27 protein-coding genes are annotated in these 23,263 nt (G+C 35.9%); 15 read left to right on the forward strand and 12 right to left on the reverse strand.

Annotated elements, in window-relative coordinates; translation table 11 throughout:
• Nucleotides 1–241 precede the first annotated feature (241 nt).
• On the forward strand, nt 242–607 hold the full coding sequence (locus CN326_RS18780; protein ID WP_098310495.1) for a GNAT family N-acetyltransferase: 366 nt from the start codon (nt 242–244) through the stop codon (nt 605–607).
• Nucleotides 608–624: 17 nt separating this feature from the next.
• Here the strand turns inward: CN326_RS18780 and CN326_RS18785 are convergent, their stop codons facing one another.
• Both CN326_RS18785 and CN326_RS18790 read right to left on the reverse strand, forming a co-directional pair.
• Nucleotides 625–1,143 carry a DUF309 domain-containing protein gene (locus CN326_RS18785; RefSeq protein ID WP_098310496.1) on the reverse strand — a complete coding sequence of 173 codons (519 nt, stop codon included), beginning with the start codon at nt 1,141–1,143 and terminating at the stop codon, nt 625–627.
• Between the two features lie 88 nt (nt 1,144–1,231).
• Nucleotides 1,232–1,327: a YjcZ family sporulation protein gene (locus CN326_RS18790; RefSeq protein WP_098310497.1), complete on the reverse strand. Its 96-nt coding sequence runs from the start codon at nt 1,325–1,327 to the stop codon at nt 1,232–1,234.
• A 172-nt stretch (nt 1,328–1,499) separates the two neighbouring features.
• Between CN326_RS18790 and CN326_RS18795 the strand changes: the two genes are divergently transcribed.
• The 3 genes from CN326_RS18795 (at nt 1,500) to CN326_RS18805 (ending at nt 3,872) form a co-directional block, all read left to right on the forward strand.
• Nucleotides 1,500–2,231 carry a segregation/condensation protein A gene (locus tag CN326_RS18795; RefSeq protein ID WP_098310498.1) on the forward strand — a complete coding sequence of 244 codons (732 nt, stop codon included), beginning with the start codon at nt 1,500–1,502 and terminating at the stop codon, nt 2,229–2,231.
• Between the two features lie 88 nt (nt 2,232–2,319).
• Nucleotides 2,320–2,892 carry an SMC-Scp complex subunit ScpB gene (gene scpB, locus CN326_RS18800; protein WP_098310499.1) on the forward strand — a complete coding sequence of 191 codons (573 nt, stop codon included), beginning with the start codon at nt 2,320–2,322 and terminating at the stop codon, nt 2,890–2,892.
• Nucleotides 2,893–2,969: 77 nt separating this feature from the next.
• A complete protein-coding gene (locus CN326_RS18805) occupies nt 2,970–3,872 on the forward strand; it encodes a ComEC/Rec2 family competence protein (RefSeq protein WP_098310500.1) in 903 nt (300 codons plus the stop codon).
• 58 nt (nt 3,873–3,930) lie between these two features.
• Here the strand turns inward: CN326_RS18805 and CN326_RS18810 are convergent, their stop codons facing one another.
• On the reverse strand, nt 3,931–4,407 hold the full coding sequence (locus CN326_RS18810; protein ID WP_098310501.1) for a hypothetical protein: 477 nt from the start codon (nt 4,405–4,407) through the stop codon (nt 3,931–3,933).
• Nucleotides 4,408–4,596: 189 nt separating this feature from the next.
• Here CN326_RS18810 and nagA point away from each other — a divergent pair, with 189 nt between their 5' ends.
• The 3 genes from nagA to phnF are packed head-to-tail and all read left to right on the forward strand — an operon-like array spanning nt 4,597 to nt 7,189.
• Complete coding sequence (gene nagA / locus CN326_RS18815; protein WP_098310527.1) at nt 4,597–5,739, forward strand: N-acetylglucosamine-6-phosphate deacetylase; 1,143 nt, start codon at nt 4,597–4,599, stop codon at nt 5,737–5,739.
• Nucleotides 5,740–6,528 carry a glucosamine-6-phosphate deaminase gene (locus CN326_RS18820; RefSeq protein ID WP_098310502.1) on the forward strand — a complete coding sequence of 263 codons (789 nt, stop codon included), beginning with the start codon at nt 5,740–5,742 and terminating at the stop codon, nt 6,526–6,528.
• Nucleotides 6,458–7,189 carry a phosphonate metabolism transcriptional regulator PhnF gene (gene phnF / locus CN326_RS18825; RefSeq protein WP_098310503.1) on the forward strand — a complete coding sequence of 244 codons (732 nt, stop codon included), beginning with the start codon at nt 6,458–6,460 and terminating at the stop codon, nt 7,187–7,189. Before CN326_RS18820 ends, phnF begins: the two co-directional genes overlap by 71 nt.
• A gap of 128 nt (nt 7,190–7,317) precedes the next feature.
• Here the strand turns inward: phnF and CN326_RS18830 are convergent, their stop codons facing one another.
• On the reverse strand, nt 7,318–8,136 hold the full coding sequence (locus tag CN326_RS18830; RefSeq protein WP_098310504.1) for an HAD family hydrolase: 819 nt from the start codon (nt 8,134–8,136) through the stop codon (nt 7,318–7,320).
• Nucleotides 8,137–8,301: 165 nt separating this feature from the next.
• On the opposite strand from CN326_RS18830, the gene glcT reads away from it, so the two are divergent.
• The 4 genes from glcT to ptsP all read left to right on the forward strand — a co-directional run bounded on the left by glcT (nt 8,302) and on the right by ptsP (nt 13,661).
• Nucleotides 8,302–9,150: a glucose PTS transporter transcription antiterminator GlcT gene (gene glcT / locus CN326_RS18835; RefSeq protein WP_098310505.1), complete on the forward strand. Its 849-nt coding sequence runs from the start codon at nt 8,302–8,304 to the stop codon at nt 9,148–9,150.
• A 335-nt stretch (nt 9,151–9,485) separates the two neighbouring features.
• A complete protein-coding gene (gene ptsG / locus CN326_RS18840) occupies nt 9,486–11,549 on the forward strand; it encodes a glucose-specific PTS transporter subunit IIBC (protein ID WP_098310506.1) in 2,064 nt (687 codons plus the stop codon).
• Nucleotides 11,550–11,685: 136 nt separating this feature from the next.
• On the forward strand, nt 11,686–11,949 hold the full coding sequence (gene ptsH, locus CN326_RS18845; protein ID WP_020059386.1) for a phosphocarrier protein HPr: 264 nt from the start codon (nt 11,686–11,688) through the stop codon (nt 11,947–11,949).
• Nucleotides 11,949–13,661: a phosphoenolpyruvate--protein phosphotransferase gene (gene ptsP, locus CN326_RS18850; protein ID WP_098310507.1), complete on the forward strand. Its 1,713-nt coding sequence runs from the start codon at nt 11,949–11,951 to the stop codon at nt 13,659–13,661. The genes ptsH and ptsP overlap by 1 nt, the downstream gene beginning before the upstream one ends.
• A gap of 168 nt (nt 13,662–13,829) precedes the next feature.
• On the opposite strand, the gene CN326_RS18855 is transcribed toward ptsP, so the two are convergent.
• The 3 genes from CN326_RS18855 to CN326_RS18865 form a co-directional block, all read right to left on the reverse strand.
• Nucleotides 13,830–14,165 (reverse strand): DUF3915 family protein, encoded by a 336-nt coding sequence (locus CN326_RS18855; protein ID WP_098310508.1) that lies wholly within the window; start codon nt 14,163–14,165, stop codon nt 13,830–13,832.
• A 228-nt stretch (nt 14,166–14,393) separates the two neighbouring features.
• On the reverse strand, nt 14,394–14,612 hold the full coding sequence (locus tag CN326_RS18860; RefSeq protein ID WP_098310509.1) for a hypothetical protein: 219 nt from the start codon (nt 14,610–14,612) through the stop codon (nt 14,394–14,396).
• 374 nt (nt 14,613–14,986) lie between these two features.
• Nucleotides 14,987–15,604: a nitroreductase family protein gene (locus CN326_RS18865; protein WP_098310510.1), complete on the reverse strand. Its 618-nt coding sequence runs from the start codon at nt 15,602–15,604 to the stop codon at nt 14,987–14,989.
• A 343-nt stretch (nt 15,605–15,947) separates the two neighbouring features.
• On the opposite strand from CN326_RS18865, the gene CN326_RS18870 reads away from it, so the two are divergent.
• The 4 genes from CN326_RS18870 (at nt 15,948) to CN326_RS18885 (ending at nt 19,675) form a co-directional block, all read left to right on the forward strand.
• Entirely contained in the window at nt 15,948–17,240 is a 1,293-nt protein-coding gene (locus CN326_RS18870; protein WP_141525081.1) for a GGDEF domain-containing protein, read from the forward strand.
• Nucleotides 17,241–17,336: 96 nt separating this feature from the next.
• Nucleotides 17,337–18,449 carry a serine hydrolase domain-containing protein gene (locus tag CN326_RS18875; RefSeq protein ID WP_098310511.1) on the forward strand — a complete coding sequence of 371 codons (1,113 nt, stop codon included), beginning with the start codon at nt 17,337–17,339 and terminating at the stop codon, nt 18,447–18,449.
• Nucleotides 18,450–18,453: 4 nt separating this feature from the next.
• Entirely contained in the window at nt 18,454–19,338 is an 885-nt protein-coding gene (locus tag CN326_RS18880; protein WP_098310512.1) for an NAD(P)-dependent oxidoreductase, read from the forward strand.
• Nucleotides 19,339–19,342: 4 nt separating this feature from the next.
• Complete coding sequence (locus CN326_RS18885; RefSeq protein ID WP_098310513.1) at nt 19,343–19,675, forward strand: DUF3909 family protein; 333 nt, start codon at nt 19,343–19,345, stop codon at nt 19,673–19,675.
• A 28-nt stretch (nt 19,676–19,703) separates the two neighbouring features.
• On the opposite strand, the gene CN326_RS18890 is transcribed toward CN326_RS18885, so the two are convergent.
• From CN326_RS18890 to mtnW, 5 genes are all read right to left on the reverse strand, one after another.
• The gene (locus tag CN326_RS18890) at nt 19,704–19,982 is read right to left on the reverse strand and encodes a hypothetical protein (RefSeq protein ID WP_098310514.1); all 279 of its coding nucleotides are present in this window, start codon (nt 19,980–19,982) and stop codon (nt 19,704–19,706) included.
• A 243-nt stretch (nt 19,983–20,225) separates the two neighbouring features.
• A complete protein-coding gene (locus CN326_RS18895) occupies nt 20,226–20,738 on the reverse strand; it encodes a 1,2-dihydroxy-3-keto-5-methylthiopentene dioxygenase (protein WP_098310515.1) in 513 nt (170 codons plus the stop codon).
• Nucleotides 20,716–21,354 carry a methylthioribulose 1-phosphate dehydratase gene (locus tag CN326_RS18900; protein WP_098310516.1) on the reverse strand — a complete coding sequence of 213 codons (639 nt, stop codon included), beginning with the start codon at nt 21,352–21,354 and terminating at the stop codon, nt 20,716–20,718. The genes CN326_RS18895 and CN326_RS18900 overlap by 23 nt, the downstream gene beginning before the upstream one ends.
• A complete protein-coding gene (locus tag CN326_RS18905; protein ID WP_098310517.1) occupies nt 21,351–22,010 on the reverse strand; it encodes a 2-hydroxy-3-keto-5-methylthiopentenyl-1-phosphate phosphatase in 660 nt (219 codons plus the stop codon). Before CN326_RS18905 ends, CN326_RS18900 begins: the two co-directional genes overlap by 4 nt.
• Complete coding sequence (gene mtnW / locus CN326_RS18910) at nt 22,007–23,251, reverse strand: 2,3-diketo-5-methylthiopentyl-1-phosphate enolase (protein ID WP_098310518.1); 1,245 nt, start codon at nt 23,249–23,251, stop codon at nt 22,007–22,009. The genes CN326_RS18905 and mtnW overlap by 4 nt, the downstream gene beginning before the upstream one ends.
• Between the last annotated feature and the right edge of the window lie 12 nt (nt 23,252–23,263).

Below are 23,263 nucleotides of genomic sequence, written 5' to 3' on the forward strand. Positions count from 1 at the left end.
TGGAAGTTTCACTTTATGTGCCATTTAGGCTAGATACAAACAATATTATGCTAGTGGCATAATATAAATAGAATATCCATATTTGACTTCCTCTTTCCCTCTTTGTATGATTATAAAGTTGTTTTTTGGGGCAAATCTTCTCAGCTAATTAGAAATATTGTAAAATAGATATGATGTAAGATTTAAAATGCTGGTTGAGGGGATATATGATTTGTAACTTTTGTAAGAAGGGATAAATTTCATGTTAATTCGTTTTAAAAAAAGTTATGAAAAAATTGCGATGGGACTTCTGTCTTTTATGCCAATGGAAAAAGATATAAAACGATTACAAGCAACGATGAAGGATTATGAAAAAAATGATAATTGGCAGCTCTATTTATGGAAAGAAGACGATGCTATTGTTGGAATTATTGGGACGGTAAAACAAGATGAAGGTGTATTAGAAATTCAGCATATTAGTGTGAATCCTTCGCATCGTCATGTGGGAATTGGAACAAAAATGGTACAAGAATTACAAACAATGCTGCCGAATGTTACGGTATGCGGAAACGAACAAACTTCTAGATTTTGTGAGAAATGCAAAGAAGTTGAACATAATGTGCATTAATAAAAGCAGAGATAATATTATCTCTGCTTTCTTTTTTGTAATTGTATATTTCGCTCGTTAATCACATCTTCACGATTGCGGTGAGAATGTTTATGAATAATATCCGCACTTGGAGTAGAAGAAGTATCTTTCCAAGGAAGTCCTTTGTTTTTACATAATTGCATGCATATGTCTTCTAGATTCGGATCAGAAAAAGGAAGAAATAGTACTGTATAAGACTCATGATTTTGAATGATGTGCAGTCGTTCCTGAAGGAGTAATAATAGTTTTGGGTAGTCTAAACCTAACGCCTCTATGTGCTGTTTTTCATTTTGCAAAATGAATAGTGCACTTTTCATCATTCGCTCGGCACCATTCCAATTACAACGTCTATGGTGATATAAAGCGACAGCAATTTGAATAAGTCCTACCCAATGTTGTTCGCGTTCCCCGCGTGGTTTTGTTTTCCAATGTTCTTCTAAAATTTCGTGACATTCAAAGTAGTCGTAATCACTATGAAAATGAATTAAAAACTGTATGTATGCTTCATGATACATGTTTTTCACTCCTATTCTAAGCAGCGTGCATATATAGTGTATCATAAATATAAAGCGACTAGAGGTTGTTCTAGTCGCTTTATGTCAGTTAGCAGAAGCAAGCTGCGCCGACAATAATTAATAAAATAAACAACACAACCAGCAGAGCGAATCCGCCGTGGAAACCTCCAGCACCATGTACCATAGTTTGTAACCTCCTACAATGTGTACTCATTACACTGCTATCATATGAACGGGATAGGCATTGTGGCCTAGGTATACGTCTATTTTTGATTAAATTTTTGAAAAAGGTTGGATAGTGTATGGAGTATGCTCTATACTTATGGAGTGACAGAAAAAATGTGGTGGGATGATTTGTGCAATATAATTTTAAAGTTGAGGCATTTGAAGGCCCTTTAGATTTGTTATTACATCTAATTAATCGTTATGAAATTGATATATATAACATTCCTGTAGCGGAAATTACAGAACAATATTTATCATATATCCATGCGATGAAAGAATTACAGCTTGATGTTGCAAGTGAATATTTAGTTATGGCTGCGACGCTATTACAAATTAAAAGTAAAATGTTGCTTCCAAAGCATGAAGAAGATGTACAGGATAGCAGTGAAGAATTTATAGAAGATCCTCGGCAAGAGTTAATGGAACGTCTAATTGAGTATAAGAAATATAAGCAAGTTGCTACCCAATTAAAAGAAAAAGAGCAAGAACGAGCACAGCTATATACACGTCCTCCTCTTGATTTTATGATGTTTCAAAAAGAGGAAGATGAAAAGCTGCCGATTGATGTTACGCTATATGATATGCTGGCAGCATTTCAAAAGCTAATGCGTCGAAAGAAAATACAACGTCCGGTAACAGCTACAGTTGCTCGGCAAGAAATTCCAATTGAACAACGAATGGGTGATGTTTTAAAACAATTAGAAATGGCAGGAGGTCGTCAAAGTTTTTATGATTTATTTGCAGATGATGACCGGGAAATGGTTGTTGTTACATTTTTAGCAATTTTAGAGCTTATGAAACATCAGCAAATTGTCATTGAACAAGAGCATAATTTTGATGAAATCTTTTTATTGAAACCATAGTTGTACTGTTTGACCGAACGCAATATATTGTTGTTCGGTCTTTATGACGTATAGGGATACAAAGAATGTGAGAAAGGAGCTTTTATCGTTGGATAGACAAGAACAAAAGGCAGTTATAGAAGGGCTGCTGTTTGTAGCAGGGGATGAAGGGATTTATCCGGAACAAATCTCAAAAGTGTTAGAGATAGAAGTGAAAGTTGTAATAAATCTTGTAGAGGAACTACAGACAGAATATGAGCAATTGCACCGAGGTTTGCAAATTGTTCAATTTGCAAAGGTGTATCGTTTTACAACGAAAAAAGAACATGCCTCGTATTATCAAAAATTGATGGATGCACCAACAGCTACATCTTTATCGCAAGCAGCATTAGAAACATTAGCAATTGTTGCTTATCGCCAGCCAATTACGAGAACGGAAATCGAGGAGATTCGCGGTGTAAAAACAGATCGCGCTTTGCAAACGCTTGTTTCTCACTTGTTAATTAAAGAAGTAGGGCGTGTAGAAGGGCCAGGACGTCCCATTTTATACGGCACAACAAAAGAATTTTTAGATACATTTGCATTACAAACATTAGATGAATTACCTGCTCTGTCAGAAGAAGGCGAAGGAATGAATGAAGCGGATTTATTCTTTGGTTCTCTACAAGAAATTTCGAAGTAAAAGCTTGGCATTTTGCCAAGCTTTTTTGTATATGAAATGAAAGCTGCGTCATACTAAATAGAAAAAGGAGAAGGTGTATGAAAGATGTGCGTATCGCTCTTTTTCTATTTTCAATTGTATTATGTATAACTTTAAATAGTGCATCCCCTATACGTCAGCATACTTCTATACATACGGTTTCTTCCTTTTCAAGTCAACGTACGCACTTAGGTAAGATGACTGTAAATTTTTTAAGAGTTGGGCAAGGAGATGCAACAATTATTTCTTTACCGAACGGGAAAACAATTTTAATTGATGGTGGACCGTATGAAGCTGGGGAGCCTATTATTGATACATTAATTAAAAAAGGGATTAAACGCTTAGATGTTGTCATTAGCACACATCCTGACATGGATCATATCGGGGGACTAATTCCAATTATTGAACAAATGCCGGTTTCACTTGTGTTAGATAGTGGGAAACTATATAGTTCATTTACATATCACACGTACATAAGAAGTATTAAAAAAAGAGGAGTGCCGTTTTTAAGTGTAAAAGAAGGACAATATATCCCTCTGGACCCTCACATTTCTATTCAAGTGTTAAACGATGGGAAAGCGAAACGAGAAAATAACGAATCGTCTATTGTATTGAAAATTCGTTATGGTAAGGCTGATTTTTTATTTATGGGAGATGCAGATACACATACAGAAGAAGAAATGATAAAACAATATGATATGCATGCAGATGTATTAAAAGTTGGTCATCATGGCTCGTATACATCAACGAGTGAAAAGTTTATAACAGCTGTTGCACCGCAGTTTGCTGTTATCTCATATGATAAAAAGAATCCATATGGTCATCCACATCGAAGTGTGATGAAACGGTTATATCGGCATGGTATCGCCGTATATACTACAGTAAAACATGATGTTGAAATTGAGACAGATGGTGAGCGTATTGTTATTCAGCATCAGTTACCTTTACCGTTGTTAAAATAGTGTAAGTATATCTCATTTCAGCATTGAGATATATAAGCTGCTGAAATTACAAATATAGTTAATTACGTTTATATACAGTAGCGTTCCAAAGCTTTTCTTGATATCCGTTCAATAAAATATCTAAATCATGCATAATACGATGTATTTCTACAAGTGTAGTTGCTCTTCTTTCTTCACGGGCTTGTTTCGTGTAAGAAACAATATTTTGGAAGTCTTTTTGTAAAGCCCCTTCAACTGCCGGTGTGTACTGCAAGAATTGTTCTTCAATTTGTTTTAAAGCAGCATCATGCTCAGTCCATAAAGAAGAGGAAGGGGTCCAGTTTTTATATTGATCATAGCAGACCAACTTGTTTAGCAATTCATGCTGTTCGTGAATTGATTGGTAAATAGCTGCAGTTTGTGCATCCTTTGGAGGTTCTGGAGGTGATGTAACTTGTTTAGATATATTCATTTTCGTCATCATATAATAAGACCCAGAGCCAATCAGAACTACTGTTACAAAGATAATACATGAAATAATTGTTGACTTTTTCATAAAATTGTTAACCTCTCCTTTTGAATAAATAATACTATATATCATAATTAGAGAAGAAAAAGAAATTACCTTTTTCCTATATTAAAAATTTACCCATAATGTATAGACAACTACTCGTGTATATATTATGATGAAAATAGGCAAATAGGTAATAATACAAGTAGTATTATATGGGAAAGGACGATGGAAATGAAAACGCAAGTTGTCATCAATGCCAAAATTTATACAGGTCATGAAGTGCTAGAAAACGGTTTTATTCGTTACACAGATCAAATTCAAGAACTGGGATTGATGGCTCAGTATGTACCAAAAGAAAATGAAGAGATTCATGATATAAAAGGGAATCTTGTAATTCCAGGAATGATTGATATTCATATTCACGGTGGATACAATATTGATGCAATGGATGCAAATAGCGACGGATTAGTAACTCTCGGCAAACAGATGTTACAAGAAGGGGTTACAACTTTTTTTCCAACAACAATGACACAGTCTCCTGAGGCAATTGAAGCGGCTCTAAGTGCTGCAAAAGAGGCGAAGGGAAAAGGTGCGCATTTTGAATATATTCATTTAGAAGGTCCGTACATTTCAAAAAAACGTGCAGGTGCACAGCCGCTTGAGTACATTGTTCCTGCAAATATTGAACAATTTAAACAATGGCAAGAAGCAAGCGGGAATTTAATTAAACTGGTAACATATGCTCCTGAAGAAGAAGGTGCGCGTGAGTTTGAACAATACCTCGCGAAAACTGGGGTTATCGGTACGATTGGACATACAGATGCAACTGATGAGCAATTAACAGGTAGAAATATTACACATGCAACTCACCTTTATAATCAAATGCGTGGGTTGCATCATCGTGAGCCGGGTGTAGTTGGTCATGTGTTATTAAACCCAGATGTAATGGTTGAAGTGATTACAGATGGTATTCATATTCATCCGGATATGGTGAAATTGGCATATAAATTAAAAGGACCTAAAAAAGTGAGTGTCATTACAGATGCGATGCGTGCAAAAGGTTTAGCAGATGGATTATATGAACTTGGTGGACAACCGGTTATTGTAAAAAATGGCAGTGCGCGATTAGAAGATGGCACATTAGCAGGCAGCATTTTAACGATGGATCAAGCGTTTCGTAACGTGATTGCGTTTACTGGATGTTCTGTTGAAGAAGCAGTTCTTATGACATCAATTAATCAAGCTGAAGAATTTGGATTAGTAAATAAGGGTGCTTTAGAAACAGGAAAAAATGCGGATTTTGTTATTATGTCTAAAGATTTATATGTACAAGATACAGTTCGATTGGGAGCTCATATGAAAGAGGGGAAATAAATGAATATCGTTGTTGTAAAAACTCCAGAAGCATTAGCGGAAGCAGGTTATAAATTAATTGAACAAGTTGTAAAATCAAAAGAAAGTCCAGTGCTAGGAATGGCTACAGGAAGCTCTCCATTGGGAATTTACGCATTAATGAGAAAAAATAAACTTGATACAAGCTGTGTAACCACTGTAAACTTAGATGAGTACGTAAATTTACCACATGAAGACAAAAACAGCTATCATTACTTTATGCAAGAACAGTTGTTTGATCATCTTCCATTTAAAAAAACTTATGTACCAAATGGAATGGCAGGCGATTTACAAGAGGAATGTAAACGTTATGAAAGCATTATTGATGCCAATCCAGTTGATTTGCAAATTCTTGGAATCGGTGAAAACGGTCACATCGGATTTAATGAGCCGGGAACACCATTTGATTCTGTAACTAACATTGTTGAGTTAACAGAATCTACCCGTCAAGCAAACCGTCGTTTCTTCGAAAAAGAAGAAGATGTGCCAACTCATGCAATTACAATGGGAATCGGTAGCATTATGAAGGCGAAACAAATTTTACTTGTTGTTTCTGGCTTGAAAAAAGCAGAAGCGATTAAGGAAATGCTACAAGGGAACGTAAACGAAGGTTGTCCGGCTACAGTTTTACAACGTCATCCAAATGTAACCGTAATCGCAGATCAAGAAGCTCTATCTTTATGCAGTGAGGCGATTGCTGATGAACATCGACAAGTATTCACCATTTCCGATCTATTATCAGATTCAAGAGTGGGTGAAGCAACTAATTGAAGACGGTGAATGGAAGCCGGGAGATAAAATTCCATCTGAAAATGAATTATGTGATAAGTTTGAAGTAAGTCGAATGACAATCAGACAGGCAATTAATAATTTAGTTGAACAAGGATATTTATATCGAAAGCGTGGAATTGGAACTTTTGTACAACTTCCGAAAGTTGAACAAAAGTTACAAGGCATGACTGGATTTACGGAGGATATGCTCTCTCGTGGAATGAAACCTAGTAGTGCGCTATTAAGCTTTCAACTTGTTCCAGCTACTGCTAAAGTAGCAGACAGGCTTAGAATTCAAGAGGGAGAATCAGTTTACGAAGTGAGACGTATTCGCTTAGCTGACGAGGAACCAATTGCGTTTGAGACAACGTATTTGTCACCATCTCTTGTAAAAGATATTAATGAAGAAATTTTGCAGCAATCATTGTATGAGCACTTAGAAAAAAAACTAGGCTTTAAGCTAGTTCGTGCTACGCAATCTATTGAAGCATCTATTGCAACGGACGAAGAGGCTGCGCATCTTCATATTCCGAAGAAAGCACCTGTGCTTGTAATGAGACAATGGTCGTATGCAGAAGGTGAGTTGCCGCTGGAATACGTAAAGTGTATTTACAGAGGAGATCGTTATAAGTTTATTACAAATATTTCACGCAATAAGTAGAACATAATGTTTTATGTAGTGAATTAAAGTGAAACTTCCACCAGTGGGGGCATCCCGCACTGATGGAAAGCTCTCACCAATCGTGCTTTTATTGCCCGCGAATAGCGGGATAAAAATACGACTCATCCTTATAAGGAGTGAGTCGTATTTTTATATCCTTCATTATTATAATGAAGAACATATTCAATCGCATCTTTAACAGAAGGAACAGTATGAGTTGCATGTTGCCTAACTTCATCATCTGCACCAGCCATCGCAAAGCTATGAGGTGTTAAAGCGAACATTGGGATGTCATTGTAGGAATCACCAATACAAGCTATTTCGTTAGGCTGAATGTTAAATTCCTCTAATAAGACAGAAATAGCAGAACCTTTACTAATGTGAGGTGGCATAACATCTAAACACTGCTCGGCAGAAATAAAGGTGCTTACTTTCCCTTTAAAATTTTCATTAATTTGCTTTTGAAGAGTAACTAAATCTTCTTTCGTACCCCCAACTGAAATTTTATTTGGGAAAATTGTTTTATCGATTTTTTCGAGCAAATTTGGTTCTGCAACGGAAGTCATTTTTACTTGCTTTTCGAGCTCATGAATAAACGGTGTTTTTTCCTCAATATAATAATTATATTCATCACTTACATAACGAAAGAATGGTTCTTTATTTGTTATAGACAACAGCTCTGGTAAAATAGTAGAATCAAATGTTGCTGATAACAATTGTTTATTTTCGTGTGTATATACAAATACACCATTCACACTAATACGATGAAAGTTCATGTCAACTTTGTTCATTAACTCGGCAATTTCATTATCAAGTCTTCCAGAAGCGAAACAAAGGATTATATTTTGGTCAGCAAGGCTACGCAGTGCATCTATATCTTGTTCATCGATTACACCTCCGTGTTGCATCATTGTGCCATCAATATCGCTTATGAACATTTTAATCATGGTGTTGCTCCTTTCTACTAGACGTATATCTTTACATTATACGCATCTCATACAATCATGTCTAAAAAACGACATTTACAAAATGGTAGATGTTTTACATTGACGAAAAATAAGATTGTTCTGTAACATGAAAGAAGACCTTTTTACGCGCAAGGGTGGTGTTGTATGAATAATTGTCTCGAAATTAAAAAAGTTTTAAATAATAATGTTATTATTGCTGCCCATCCAGAACATGAAGAAGTAGTTGTCATTGGAAAGGGAATTGGGTTTGGCAAAAAAGCAAAAGAAATGTTACAAGTAGAACAGATTGAAAAAATGTTTGTGTTAACAAATGAACGTGAACGTGAACAATATAAACTTCTTGTTCCGCATGTGAGCGAGAAGTTAATAGAATTAATGAATGATCTTATGTTTTATATTCAAGATCGAGTAGATACACCGTTAAATGAGCATATTCATATTGCTTTAACGGATCATATTGCTTTTGCAATTAAGCGATTAAAGCAAGGATTTACAGTAGACAATCCATTTTTAGTGGAAACGAAAGTACTGTATCCAAAAGAATATAAAATTGCAGAGGAAGTTGTAGAATTAATTAACTCTCGCTTAAATATCCATCTTCCAGAAGGCGAGATTGGATTTATCGCATTGCATATTTATAGCTCTATTACAAACTCTGAGGTGTCTTCTATTAATCAAAATTCTAGATTGATTGCTCATCTCATCTCTTTAATTGAAGAAAATTTACAGATTGTGTTAGACAAAGAGAGCATCCATTATTTACGTCTTGTTCGGCATTTGCAATACACGATTGAACGTGTGAAAAATGGTGAACAAGTGGAAGAATCACAACATTTTGCAGACCTTTTAAAAGCTGAATTTCCAGAGTGCTATAATTTGGCATGGAAACTTGTTAAAGTAATGCAAAATCAATTGCAACTGCCTGTGTATGAAGCTGAATCGATTTATTTAACGATGCACTTACAGCGTTTAGTGAAGGTAGAAGAAATGTAGAAATTGTTTGATTTTGTCGAAAATGTAAACGTTAAAAAAAGTTGTTGAATCGCTTACATCACTTATGTATAATAATCTTACAGAAAGTTATTATTTTCGACAAATGTTGCGCATCGATAAACGGAAACGTTTGCGTGAATTGAATATCGCACTTATTTCATTACGATTCGACACGTGTTACTGATTCGATCAGGCATGAGTGAAGAAGAGGTTGGAATGGTAGCTGTTGAAAGGGACATACTACTCCTTGATAGCTATTTTCTACCTTTTTTTAACTCATGCCTTTTTGCATTTGCCGAAAGTAAAAATAAAAAAGAAAGGGAGGAAGAATCCAAATGTTTAAAAAGATTTTTGGTGTTCTTCAAAAAGTCGGAAAAGCATTGATGCTTCCAGTTGCTATCCTTCCGGCGGCAGGTATTTTACTTGGATTTGGTAATGCATTTCAAAATCCACAGTTAACAAATTTAATCCCTGCTTTAAAAGCAGATTGGTTTGTTCTAGTTGCAAAAATCATGGAACAATCTGGTGATATTATTTTCGCAAACCTTGCATTATTATTCGCAGTAGGGGTTGCCATCGGGTTATCGAATGGAGACGGAGTAGCTGGATTAGCGGCCTTCGTTGGATACTTAATTATGAACAAAACGATGAGCGTATTCTTAGGAGTAGACAAGCTAGTTCAAGTAACAAGCAAAGCTGGAGATCCAATTAAAACTGGTTTTGCAGATCCAGCTTATGCAAATGTATTAGGTATTCCAACACTTCAAACAGGAGTGTTTGGTGGTATTATTGTCGGGATATTAGCGGCATATTGCTATAACAAATACTACAACATCGAATTGCCATCATATTTAGGATTTTTTGCCGGTAAACGTTTCGTGCCAATTGCAACGGCAACATTCTCTTTACTTTTAGGGATTGCAATGTGCTTTGTTTGGCCACCGATTCAAGGTGCTTTAAATACGTTTTCACATCAAATGATTGATGCAAATAAAACGTTAGCAGCATTTATGTTCGGTTTGATTGAGCGGTCTTTAATTCCATTTGGATTACATCATATTTTCTATGCGCCGTTCTGGTTTGAGTTCGGTTCATATACAAATGCAGCAGGTGAAGTTATCCACGGTGACCAAAAGATTTTCATGGCACAATTAAAAGATGGTGTCACATTAACAGCTGGTACATTTACAACAGGTAAATACCCGTTCATGATGTTCGGTCTTCCAGCAGCAGCATTAGCAATGTATCATGAAGCACGTCCGGAAAATAAAAAAATGGCAGCTGGTATTTTAGGATCTGCTGCGTTAACATCTTTCTTAACAGGTATTACAGAACCAATTGAGTTCTCATTCTTATTCGTAGCACCTGTACTATTTGGAATACATGCAGTATTTGCTGGTTTATCATTTATGGCTATGCAACTTTTAAACGTTAAAATCGGGATGACATTCTCCGGTGGTTTAATTGACTTTATGCTATTTGGTGTCTTACCAGGCCGTACCGCATGGTGGTGGGTAATTATTGTTGGTCTTGTACTAGCAGTGATTTACTACTTCGGATTCCGTTTTGCAATTCGCAAATGGGATTTAAAAACACCAGGTCGTGAAGTAGTAGAAGAGGTTGAAGGAGCAGGAAAAGTAGAAGCAGGCGAGCTTCCAGGTGAAATTTTAGTAGCGTTTGGCGGAAAAGAAAACATCGCTTCTTTAGATGCTTGTATTACACGTTTACGCGTTCAAGTAAAGGATCAAAAAGATGTAAATAAAGATCGTTTAAAAGAGCTTGGAGCAGCAGGTGTCCTTGAGGTTGGTAACAATATTCAAGCGATTTTCGGTCCAAAATCTGATACGTTAAAATCACAAATTCAAGATATTATGGCAGGTCGTGCAGTGCATGTTCCAAAAGAAGCGCCTGTAAAAGTAGAAGCGCCTGTACAAAAAGCAGATGTAAATGAAGTAATTGCGATTCCGATTGAAGGCAAAATTTTACCGATTACAGAAGTGCCAGACCAAGTATTCTCTGGAAAAATGATGGGAGATGGCTTTGCAATCGAACCAACGGAAGGTACAGTAGTCTCTCCGGTAAATGGTGAAATTGTGAACGTATTCCCAACAAAACATGCAATCGGTATTCAATCAGAAGGCGGAAAAGAAATTTTAATTCACCTCGGTATTGATACGGTGAAATTGAATGGAGAAGGCTTTGAAGCGCTAGTTTCTCAAGGTGATAAAGTAACGCAAGGCCAGCCTTTATTAAAAGTAGATATAGCATTTGTAAAAGAAAATGCGCCTTCTATTATTACGCCAATTGTTTTCACAAACTTACAAGAAGGACAAAAAGTTGAAATTAAAAAGCAAGATAATGTCCAAAAAGGTGAAACAAACGTTATTGAAATTCAGTAAAATTTAGACGCAAATTGTTTACAATTATAATAGGCGATGTAGTTGACCAGGCATCGCCTATTATATACAATAGAAAGTGTAGTACTCACGTCTATACAACTTAAAATATACTGTAGTTTAAAGGAGATAGATCATTATGGAAAAAATCTTTAAAGTAACTAGCGACTCAGGAATTCATGCTCGTCCAGCAACTTTACTTGTAAACACAGCAAGCAAATTTGGTGCTGATATTAACTTAGAATATAACGGCAAAACTGTAAACTTAAAATCAATCATGGGTGTTATGTCTTTAGGTATTCAACAAGGCGCAGAAATCAAAATCACTGCAAATGGTGATGATGCAGCTCAAGCAGTAGCAGCTATCGAAGAAACTATGAAAAACGAAGGATTAGGAGAATAATGACTCTTAACATTAAAGGGATCGCCGCGTCAAGTGGTATTGCAATTGCAAAGGCGTTCCGTCTAGAAAATCCTGAATTTAATATTGCAAAGAAATCGATTACGGATGAAGCTGCGGAAATCGCACGCTTAGAAGCTGCGCTTGAGAAATCAAAGTCTGAATTAGAAGCAATTAAAAATCATGCTTTTGCTGAGCTTGGAGCTGATAAAGCGGCTATCTTTGAAGCACATTTACTAGTATTAAATGATCCAGAACTAGTAAACCCAGTAAAAGATAAAGTGAAAAACGAAAAAGCAAACGCTGAATTTGCAATGGATGAAGTTGCATCAATGTTTATTACTATGTTTGAGAGCATGGATAATGAATACATGAAAGAACGTGCAGCGGATATTCGCGACGTGACAAAGCGTGTTATTGCACACTTACTTGGAATTAACTTCTCAAACCCAAGTACAATCTCCGAAGAAGTAATCATCATTGCAGAAGATTTAACACCGTCTGATACAGCACAATTAAATCGTAAATATGCAAAAGGTTTCACAACTGATATTGGTGGACGTACGTCTCACTCTGCAATTATGGCTCGTTCAATGGAAATCCCAGCTGTTGTTGGGACAAAAGTTGTGATGGAGCAAATTCAAAACGGTGATATCGTAATCATCGACGGTTTAGATGGAGAAGTAATTGTAAACCCATCTGAAGAGACTCTTCGTGTTTATGAAGAAAAGAAAGCACAATTTGAAGAGCAAAAAGCAGAATGGGCAAAATTAAAGAATGAAGCAACAGTTACGGCAGATGGTCATCACGTTGAGCTTGTAGCAAACATCGGTACACCAAAAGATGTAAAAGGTATTATTGACAACGGTGGAGAAGGCGTTGGTCTATATCGTACAGAATTCTTGTACATGGGCCGTGACAACCTTCCAACAGAAGAAGAGCAATTTGAAGCATACAAAGCTGTTCTTGAAGGTGTAGGAGAAGGTCAGCCGGTTGTTGTTCGTACACTTGACATTGGTGGCGATAAAGAGCTTCCATACTTACATTTACCAAAAGAAATGAACCCGTTCTTAGGCTACCGTGCAATTCGCTTATGCTTAGAAGAACAAGATATCTTCCGTACACAACTTCGTGCATTACTTCGTGCGAGTGTATACGGTAATTTAAAAATTATGTTCCCGATGATTGCAACTCTTGATGAATTCCGTCAAGCAAAGGCAATTTTATTAGAAGAAAAAGAAAGACTTGTGCAAGCTGGTACAGTGGTTTCTGATAGCATTGAAGTTGGTATGATGGTAGAAATCCCAGCTTCTGCGGTGTTAGCTGATCAGTTTGCAAAAGAAGTAGATTTCTTCTCTATCGGAACAAATGATTTAATTCAATACACAATGGCAGCAGATCGTATGAATGAACGCGTTTCTTACCTATACCAACCATATAACCCAGCAATTTTACGTCTTGTAAAAATGGTGATTGATGCAGCTCATAAAGAAGGGAAATGGGCTGGTATGTGCGGTGAAATGGCAGGAGATGCTTTAGCAATTCCGTTATTAGTTGGATTAGGATTAGATGAGTTTAGCATGAGTGCAACATCTATTCTTCCAGCAAGAACACAAATTCGTAAGCTTTCAAAAGTGCAAATGGAAGAGTTAGCACAAAAAGCTTTAAATATGTCAACTGCTGAAGAAGTAGTAGAACTTGTAAAAAGCATTTAATGAAAAAACCTGAGCTGAATGAAATCGGTCTCAGGTTTTTTTATACAATTCACTTTTTTATTGATTTTGTATTCTATCTAATTGTTTTCGGGTTAATCAACTTTTCATATTTGTGAGTAGAAATAAAACCAGGAAAGCTATTGCTTCCCTGGAAATTACTTACTTTTATTAGAAAACGATAGCTACAACATCATCTGGGCAAACACGTAATAAGCCTCCACCAGGTATATTGCCTCCTGAGAAAAGTGCTACGCCATTTGAAAATCCCTCGAATACAACGTTAGTAAAAGTACCATTATCTCTAACTGTTAATAGAGCGATTCGAGTACCGACACAAAGATTTCTAAGAACGTTGCAAAAACGATTTCTATGACCAGTACGTACACCGCTATGGCAGTCGCTACGGAAACGACGGTCGCTACGGAAACGGCGGTCGCTACGGGAACGGCGGTCGCTGCGTACACCGCTACGGCAGCCATCAAATCCAAAACATCCTCCGAACATAATTCTCACCCCCTTCACATTAATAAGATATGCTCTAGGTACATGCTTTGTTTGGACACAATGCAGATTTTTTTAAAAGATTTTTTCCTATTTTGTAGGAAAAGAATAAATGTTTTAGGTAGAATGTTGTTACTCTTCTTATAACATATGAGAAGAAGGAAATGAGAGTTTGGACAAAAAGCGGATATGTATAGAAAAAAGACTGCCTCTTTTTAATAAAGACAGTCTTTATATTTTTTTGCTTTTATATAAAACAATGATATATACAGGAAGTGCTAACAGTAATGGTGCGAAGGAGCGAGAGGCATACTGACCAATTTCTGATTGAAGCGCTGTTTCTTTTGAAAACTGTAGCATCGCAATATTTGTCATATCTCCAACGAAGTATAGAAGTAGTACTGTGACTAGATAGCACAATATCGCGATAAAGCTTCCATATAAATTCAATGAAAATCCCTCATTTGTTATCAATTTGTTACTATTGTATCACAATTGTAACAAAAAAGCATCTTTAGATTATACTCTGCTATTCCTAGGTAGTAATCCTCTCTTAATATTTAGAGAGAAGTGAAGAAGATAGATGGAGAATAACTGCTGTCACGTGCCTGATTGGTGAGAGCTTTCCATTAGTGAGGAATGAAAAAAACCACCACTAATGGAGGTTTCATTTTATCCCGCACTAACGGGCAGTAAGACTTCCACCTCAAGATTCAGAGAAAGCGAAGAAGATAGGTGGAAGATAACTGCCCGTAAGTACCCGATTGGTTCAACTAACCATCAGTGGGGGGATGAAGAAAACCCCCACTGATGGAAGTTTCACTTTATTTTGCCCATTCTGTTACTTGTTCTACGCTCATGCGTGGTGCTGGGTGACCTGCTAATGTAGATTCACCAATTGTAATTAACATAATTGGAAGGTAGCGAGAAGACACGTTAAACTCTTCCATTAATGCTTGCGGGTTAAAACCTCCAATTGCACATGTGTCCCAACCAGTTGCTTTTGCTGCAAGCATAAGTTGCATTGCTGCTAAAGATGCATTAGAGAATGCGGCATCGCGTGGGTATTGTTCACGTTGATATGCACCTTCAATATTTTGTGACAAACGATTTTTTGCTTCTTCTTGCATAAGTCCTTGTTCTACAAGTGGACCGTATACAGCATCAACATTTTTATATGCTTCTAAGTCAGCTAATATAGCGACAACTGCAGAGGCATCAAGAATTTGTTGTTGATTATATGCAATTGGATGTAAGCGACGTTGTACATCTTCTCCTTGGAATACAAGGAACTTCCAGTGTTGTAAATTCCATGCTGATGGTGCTTGGCCAGCAGCTTTTAAAATATCATATAATTCTTCTTTTGAAATTTCTTTTTCAGGGTTGAAAGCACGATTAGATGTGCGTTCGTATAAAACAGTAAAGAAATCTTGCTGTGTCATTATAATTCCTCCAACCTTTGTTTCTATTTGTAAATGAGTTGAATGTAAAAATGTTCTTAACTTACATTTTGTAAGTAGATACTGTAAAAGAATATAATACATGTAGTTCTATTGTCAAGTGTTTTAAAAAAGATATGAATAAAAGAAGATATTCGCACAAACGTCTCACTTATTGTTGTCATACAATAAAAAGATGATACAGGGCTTCAAAAGGTTTATGTAACGTGAAACGGCCATGTGATGGTTTGTTGAACAAATCAAGTTCTTATAAGTGATGAACTCTATCGTAAGGGATTCTTAAGCTTGTAAGAATGGGATAAATGAAGTGAGTGAAAACCTAGTGGTGAACATTCTGCATTTTTTATTGGAACATACCGTTTTTCAAAATGTATTACAAGATCTCGATGTGAATGTATTGTATATTGAAGAAGGTCATAACGAGCAACATACAGTTGCAACGTTAAAGCCAAAGTGCTTGTTTTTGGCACATAGTTTTAAGGACGGGAAAATATTGTTTGAAAAAGTTCAACCACAAATCGTAATTATATATATTTCTCATTCTTCTCAAGTCGAATTTGTAAAAGAATTATTTACTTCAAATATTTCTTTTATCATTGTATGGAGTGCACAAGTTACATCTCAGTTTGTTGACCTTATTAAACTTGGGGTACGAAACATTGTGTTACCTCCAATTACGCCTCAATCTATACTTGCTGAAGTGCAAAAGAGTGTATATGAGTTGTCATTGTTAAAACAAGTCATATTACAACAAGAGTTACTTCAAATGATATTCGATTTTCAGAATGATTTGTTGTTTATTGTAGAAGATGATGAAATTATAGATTGCAATACAAATTTTTTACGTTTTTTCGGATATGAAGATCTTATGTCATATCATGAGCATCACATGACATTTGCTGAACATTTTGCAGAGGAGAATGGGTATTATATTGCAGAAAACGATACAATGTGGATTGATGATTGCTTAACGAAAGCAAGAAAAATCAAAATGTATAATGAAGGTGAAGAAGCAACTGTGTTTTTATTACGCATTGCTCATTTGCCGGATGATGTATCGAGATTCATCGTTACATGTACAGATATTACAGAGTTAGAAGAAGAGTATAAAGAACAAGAGCGCTTAGCAACAATTGATTCCTTAACAAATATTTATAATCGGTTGAAGTTTCAAAGACTATTTTCACAAGGTTGGGAAACTGCTATACGAATGAGCCAATCATTTGCTCTTATTTTATTTGATCTTGATGATTTCAAAAAAGTAAATGACACATATGGTCATGATTTTGGAGATTTAGCATTGGTACAACTAGCGGAACTTGTGACAGCAAAATTACAGCCGCATCATGTTTTTGCACGGTGGAGTGAAGAAGAATTTATTGTTTTTTTGTCTCATACAACAGAAAAAGAAGCATTTCAAATTGCGGAATCGCTTCGATTTTTTATCGAAACAAAAAAATTTTCTGGAATTTCAAATATCACAGCAAGCTTTGGTGTTGCTGCATACGAAAATGGAATTACGAAAGAAATATTGATGCATCGAGCGGATGTTGCATTATATGAAGCGAAGAACAAGGGGAAAAATCAAGTGTGCTTATATAGAAAAGAAAAAATGTAACATGTTTTCGCAACAAATTGTTGCGATTTTTTTTTATTGTCGGATAATGGTGAAGGGAGGAACAATTATTTAAGATGCTATGGAGGATTTTTAGAAATGAAGACGTTATGGAGTGCAATTATTTTTTTTCTTTCTATTATATTAGTTGGGAGCTATTTCTTTTTTAAAGTACCTGCTAAAAAAGAAGCAAAGTCAATAAAAACAATACCCTCTACTGATACAATAAAAGAAAGAGAAAAAGAAATTGATTATACGGCTGTTGCACAAAAACTAGAACAATATTTAAAAGATAAACAATTTAATGGCTCAGTTCTCGTTTCATATCAAGGCCGTACAATATTAGATAAAGGGTATGGCTATGCGGATGTACAAAAACAAATTGAAAATACGCCGCAAACAAAATATCGAATTGGTTCTATTACAAAAACGACAATTGCGGTGTCGATTCTACAGTTGCAAGAACAAGGAAAAATAAATATACAGGATAACGTGAATAAATATATTCCTTCTTTTCCTGCTAATAAAAATATTACGTTGTACCATTTATTAACGCATACATCGGGACTCCCTGATCATGGAAAAGGGAAAGTCAATGCAGCATCCCGTCTTAATTTAGTGACATGGATTGGACAACAGTCAACTGCTTTTCAACCTGGAAGTGGCTGGTTATATTCAGATTATAATTATATGTTGCTAGCTTATATTCTAGAAAAAAACTCGGGACAATCTGTAGCACAATACGTTACAGATCATATCTTTATTCCCGCGGGCATGACAGAGTCAGGTATGGGAGAGACACCAGCAGGGGATGTGAATTTTTCAAAAGGATATAAAAAGAAAGAGAATGAACTTGTGCTAGCGCCTAAATTAGCAATGAATTGGTTATATGGATGCGGAGAGATGTATACAACGGTGCATGATATGAAAAAGTTAGATGAAGCAATTATGACAGGTAAGCTTATCTCTGCTGAAAGCTTAAAATTAATGCTAACACCATCTTCAGAAAAAAAATATGCATTTAGCTTATATATATATCCAGATTATTATCATAATCATGGTGTACTTTCGGGATGGAATACATTTAACAATTTTAATTGGGATAAACAATTATTTGTAATTGAATTCTCAAATGTGCAAAATGGAATTGATGATGATTTTAATAATGAATTTCGTAAACTTGTGAGTGATTTATTAGAGAAAAGGGGATGAGAAGATGAAGCAGATATTGCCACCAGCTTCTATTGGTTTTGTTGGTACAGGTGTTATGGGAAAGAGTATGGTGCGTCATTTATTAAAAGCTGGTTATACTGTTTATGTATATAATCGTACAAAAGAAAAAACAGCAGCTTTGATTGAAGAAGGTGCGTACTGGTGTGATTCTCCTAAGGAAATTGCAAGAACAGTAGATGTTGTAATGACTATGGTTGGTTATCCACATGATGTGGAAGAAGTATACTTTGGTGCAGAGGGGATTCTTACTCATGCAGAACGAGGGACGATTACGATTGACTTTACAACATCAACACCAACTCTTGCGAAACGTATTTATGAAGAAGGGAAGAGCAAGGGAATTCAGGTATTAGATGCCCCCGTATCGGGCGGAGATATCGGAGCAAAAGAAGGAAGCCTTGCGATTATGATCGGTGGGGATGAAGAAGTATATGAAGCATGCTTTCCGTTATTTGAATTGTTAGGCAAAAACATTATATTGCAAGGAAATGCAGGTAGTGGCCAACATACAAAAATGTGCAACCAAATTGCGATTGCATCTAATATGCTTGGTGTATGTGAAGCACTTGCTTATGCAAAAAAGGCAGGTTTACATCCAGAAAAAGTGTTACAAAGTATTTCTACTGGTGCAGCAGGTAGCTGGTCATTAAGTAATTTAGCACCGCGCATGTTACAAGGTGATTTTGAACCAGGATTTTACGTGAAACATTTTATTAAGGATATGAAAATTGCGTTAGCAGAAGCAGAACAACTTGGGTTATCTGCGCCTGGCTTAGCTCTTGCGCGAGAATTATATGAACAATTGATGCAAGACGGTGAAGAAAATAGCGGAACACAGGCATTATATAAACGATACATAAAGGAGTGAGTGTATGGGTTTAGAGAAATTTGATAATATCATTGATATGGTACAGCGCGCAGAAACAATTTATATTAATGATAAGCAACTGGCTGCGTTTAAAAAGAAGTATAATTTTGAACCGGTATTTGAATATGGTAGAGATGAAACAGGTCGTTATGTCATTCGAACAACGAAAGAAATGCTAGAAGAGATGGAATTTTATTTAGCGCTAAAGTACGAACGTGATCTCATTGATTTATATATGAATGCAGAAGTAGACGGGAAATTTTATGTTTCGGTTAGTTATGGAGAAGATGCACTTCATTTACAGGAGCTATTTCAATTTTTAGAAGAAAATAAATAAAAAAGTCCTCATATGAGGACTTTTTTATTTAGGAAAGGCCTGTTGCTCGGCGTGCTTTTTCAATTGGAAAGGGAATGACTTCAGCCATTCTAGTTCGAGTAAATCGTTTTGTGCGAGAATGACGTAATATATATAGTGCAAACAGTAAACAAACAGGAATTGCACCATATAAACCGAAAAATAAAGCGCTTACAGAAGATGCGACAAAACCAATCATACCAACTTCTAATTCCTCCATAATAGCTCCCACAACAGCAGGTATAGACCCGCAAACGACACCGAAAAGAATGGCTAAAATTAACTCCATATATTCCCTTCCTCCTTTTTACAATTCCACTTGTTTTTTCTATTACTTGTATTATAACACATTTTAAACAGAATATTCAGAAAAAGTTCACAAAATGTTCATAAAATTGTAAAAAATTATTCAACAAAAAATGCAGGTTTATCTCCTGAATAGAGATAAACCTGTCTATAGAAGGATGTATATATGTAGAGTGAATAAAAGGAAGAAAAAGGGGAATCCATTCCTTTTATTCAACGTACTACCTTAGTAAATAGGAACCCAACCTTCAGTTGTCACAAAAATACGAATTGCGACAACTTGACGATCATCTTGAAGTGTAAAGTAATGTCTCTTGTTTTCAGGAACCGAAATTAAATCGCCTGGTTCAAGTTCAACATCAAAGAAACGACCGTCTTTTCCTTGAATGGCAAAAATGCCATGTCCGCTAACAATAAAGCGAACCTCATCATCAATATGATGGTGCTCTTGTTTAAAGTTTACTAACAATTCATCTAGATTCGGTGTTGCATGAGAAAGTGAGATGACATCGCTCGCTTGATAGCCGCGGCGCTTAGAAACATCAGCAATTTCTTCTGCGAATACTTCTAAAATTTCTTTCTTATTTTCATCAGTTAATGCATAGTTTTCTTGTAAATGAACAGGAAGTTTTGTGATATCCCATTTCTCATACAAAACACCTTCAGTTTGTAAAAACTGTTGTACTTCTATTTCTTTTTCAATACGAGTATTAACTTCATGAATACGAATTTGTGCCATGTTGAACGCCTCCTTTAATTGATAACAGTTTAATATGAAATTGGAATAAAAACTCGTATGCTTCTAATCTCTTTTTTGTATCAAAGCTATCTTTTCCCCATACTGTAATACCGTGATTGCGAATTAAAACAGCTCCTGCATCTTCGTAAATATGATTGCGAAAGCTCTCACCTAACGTTGGAATATGAGCGTAATTTTCAATGATTGGAATACGAATAGAAGCTCCTTCTTCCCAAATATTGAGTGCTTTAATAATTTCTTGATTACAAAGCACAACTTCTTTGTCGTATACGTTTGTAATTACATTATTATCGGTTGTATGGACGTGTAAGACGCATGCAGCGTTTGTATGATTATAAATGTGAGTATGCAACAATGTTTCTGCAGAAGGGCGTAAATCTGTTTCTAAAACAGGGGTTCCATTTTGATCGACTAACAGAAAATCGTCGGGTGTTGTTTTTGTTTTATCTCTTCCGCTTGCTGTAATGAGAAAGGTAAGGGGATTGTCACTCACTTTTATTGAAATATTTCCGCTTGTTGCTGGAAACCAGTTCCGGTCGGTTAATTCTTTTTTCAGTTCACTCAGTTCTTGCCATTGACGAAATAGTTGTTTCACTTTATCACCTCCAACAATTGCTTCACTTCGCTTTGTATATCGTGAAATGTTTCAAACGGTGTATAAGAAATGTGATGTTCTTTACATTTTGTAATAAGAAAGTCACGAGCAAATACCTTGTCAGCAAGCTTTGCTGCTTGTAAATCTGTAATAGAATCACCAATTATGATTTTAAAATCATTTTGTGAACTTAAATTGCGAATAAGTGTTGATTTACAAAGACCACATTCATTTTCGCAATGCTCATCACATGGATATGGCCAGTTTACTTGAACTGTTTTACCCGAAAAATCAGTTGCATTACAGTAAATTTGATTAGAATCTATAAGTTCTTCAAGAAGAGGATAAACGAAAAAGTCCATTCCTCCTGATATAATATGAAGTGAGATGTTCTTTGTTTGGACAAACTGTACGAATTCTTCAAAACCAGAACGAATGACAGCAGTCTTTTTTATGAAAGTTGTAATCTCATTTTGTAGACTTGTAGGTAATAGAGAAAAAAGTTTTCCAACACCTTCTTGAATAGAAAGTTCTTGTGATAAAATTTGTTGTTTAATTGTTTCCGCTTCTGGCGGTGCAAACTTTTCCATAATGGCAACAATATTATCGTTATTTGTAATTGTGCCATCGAAATCGCAAAAAATTTGAATACTCATGCCTTCACCTCTCCAGAAGGATTGCCCCATAAACGCAAGGCGGCTTGTAAATTAGGATCATTAACCTCATGAAGAGGTATGTTTGTTAGCGTTGCATCGATGGCAGCTCGAAATGCTTTTCCGCCTCCATGTGCACCAGATGGATGTCCGTGAATACCGCCACCAGCATTAATGACACATTGCTGACCAAAATCACGAATAAGAAGTGGAACAAGTCCTGGGTGAATACCAGCAGATGGAACAGGAAAGCTTCGTTTCAATGGTTCGTTTTCATCTGTAAGTGCTTTTGCTAGATAAAGTGCTTCTTCTTTTTTTAAAGCAACGGTTCCATAAGGTGATGGAAATAATGAGAAATCTGCGCCTGCATAGCGAAGTAGTTTACCTAGTAGTAAGGAAGACGAAAATCCATATAATTCAGATGCGATGTAAGTTCCACTTACTGCTGGATGTGCCATGATTGGGATAGAAATATCATCGTCTTCAGCTAATGCTTGTAAAACATCAAGTCCATAAGCAAATACATTGAAGAGTAATACATCAGCTCCAGCTGCAACTGCTTGTTTTGCTTTCTCTTTTAAATCATAAGTTCGTCCGGATAAGTTAACAGCGTATAACGTCTTATGACCGTATGTTTCGTATACAGACTGCAATACTTCTTTTCCAGCCCGAATGCGTTCTGACAGTGGTGTTAACGGATTATCAAATAAAATTTCATCATCTTTTACAATGTCTACATCGCCGCTTGCTTGATCACGAAGCTGTGTTTTTAAATAACCGATATTACGACCAATCATTCCTTTAAAAATACTCATGAGAAGAGGGCGATCGTGAACATTCAAAGTGTTTCGTATCCCATCGATACCAAATTTAGGACCTGGAAAACATTTTTTTATATCATCAGAAAATGTCAAATCAATTAATTTAATTTCTCCATCCAGTGATAGCTTTCCGAAAACAGTTGTAAAAACCGCTGGTAAGTCGGTACTAAAGTTAGCAGATGGATAATGAATTTTAATAAGACCGCGTTTTACTTTTTTATCAAGGTATATATTTATTTTTTCATTATCTTCTAATTCTTCTACGCTAATGACTGAGCCTTTATGTTGTTTTAATTGTTCTTGTAGTAACTGGGGTAAGTGTGTCCACGAACCAACTGTTAAGCCGAGGGCGATTTGCTCTGCCTTTTGAATTAAATTTTGAGAATCATCATGAATTAAATATGTCGCTGTTATTCCGCTCATTTTCATAACCTC

The sequence above is a fragment of the Bacillus sp. AFS018417 genome (assembly GCF_002560985.1).
Lineage (GTDB): Bacteria > Bacillota > Bacilli > Bacillales > Bacillaceae_G > Bacillus_A > Bacillus_A rhizoplanae.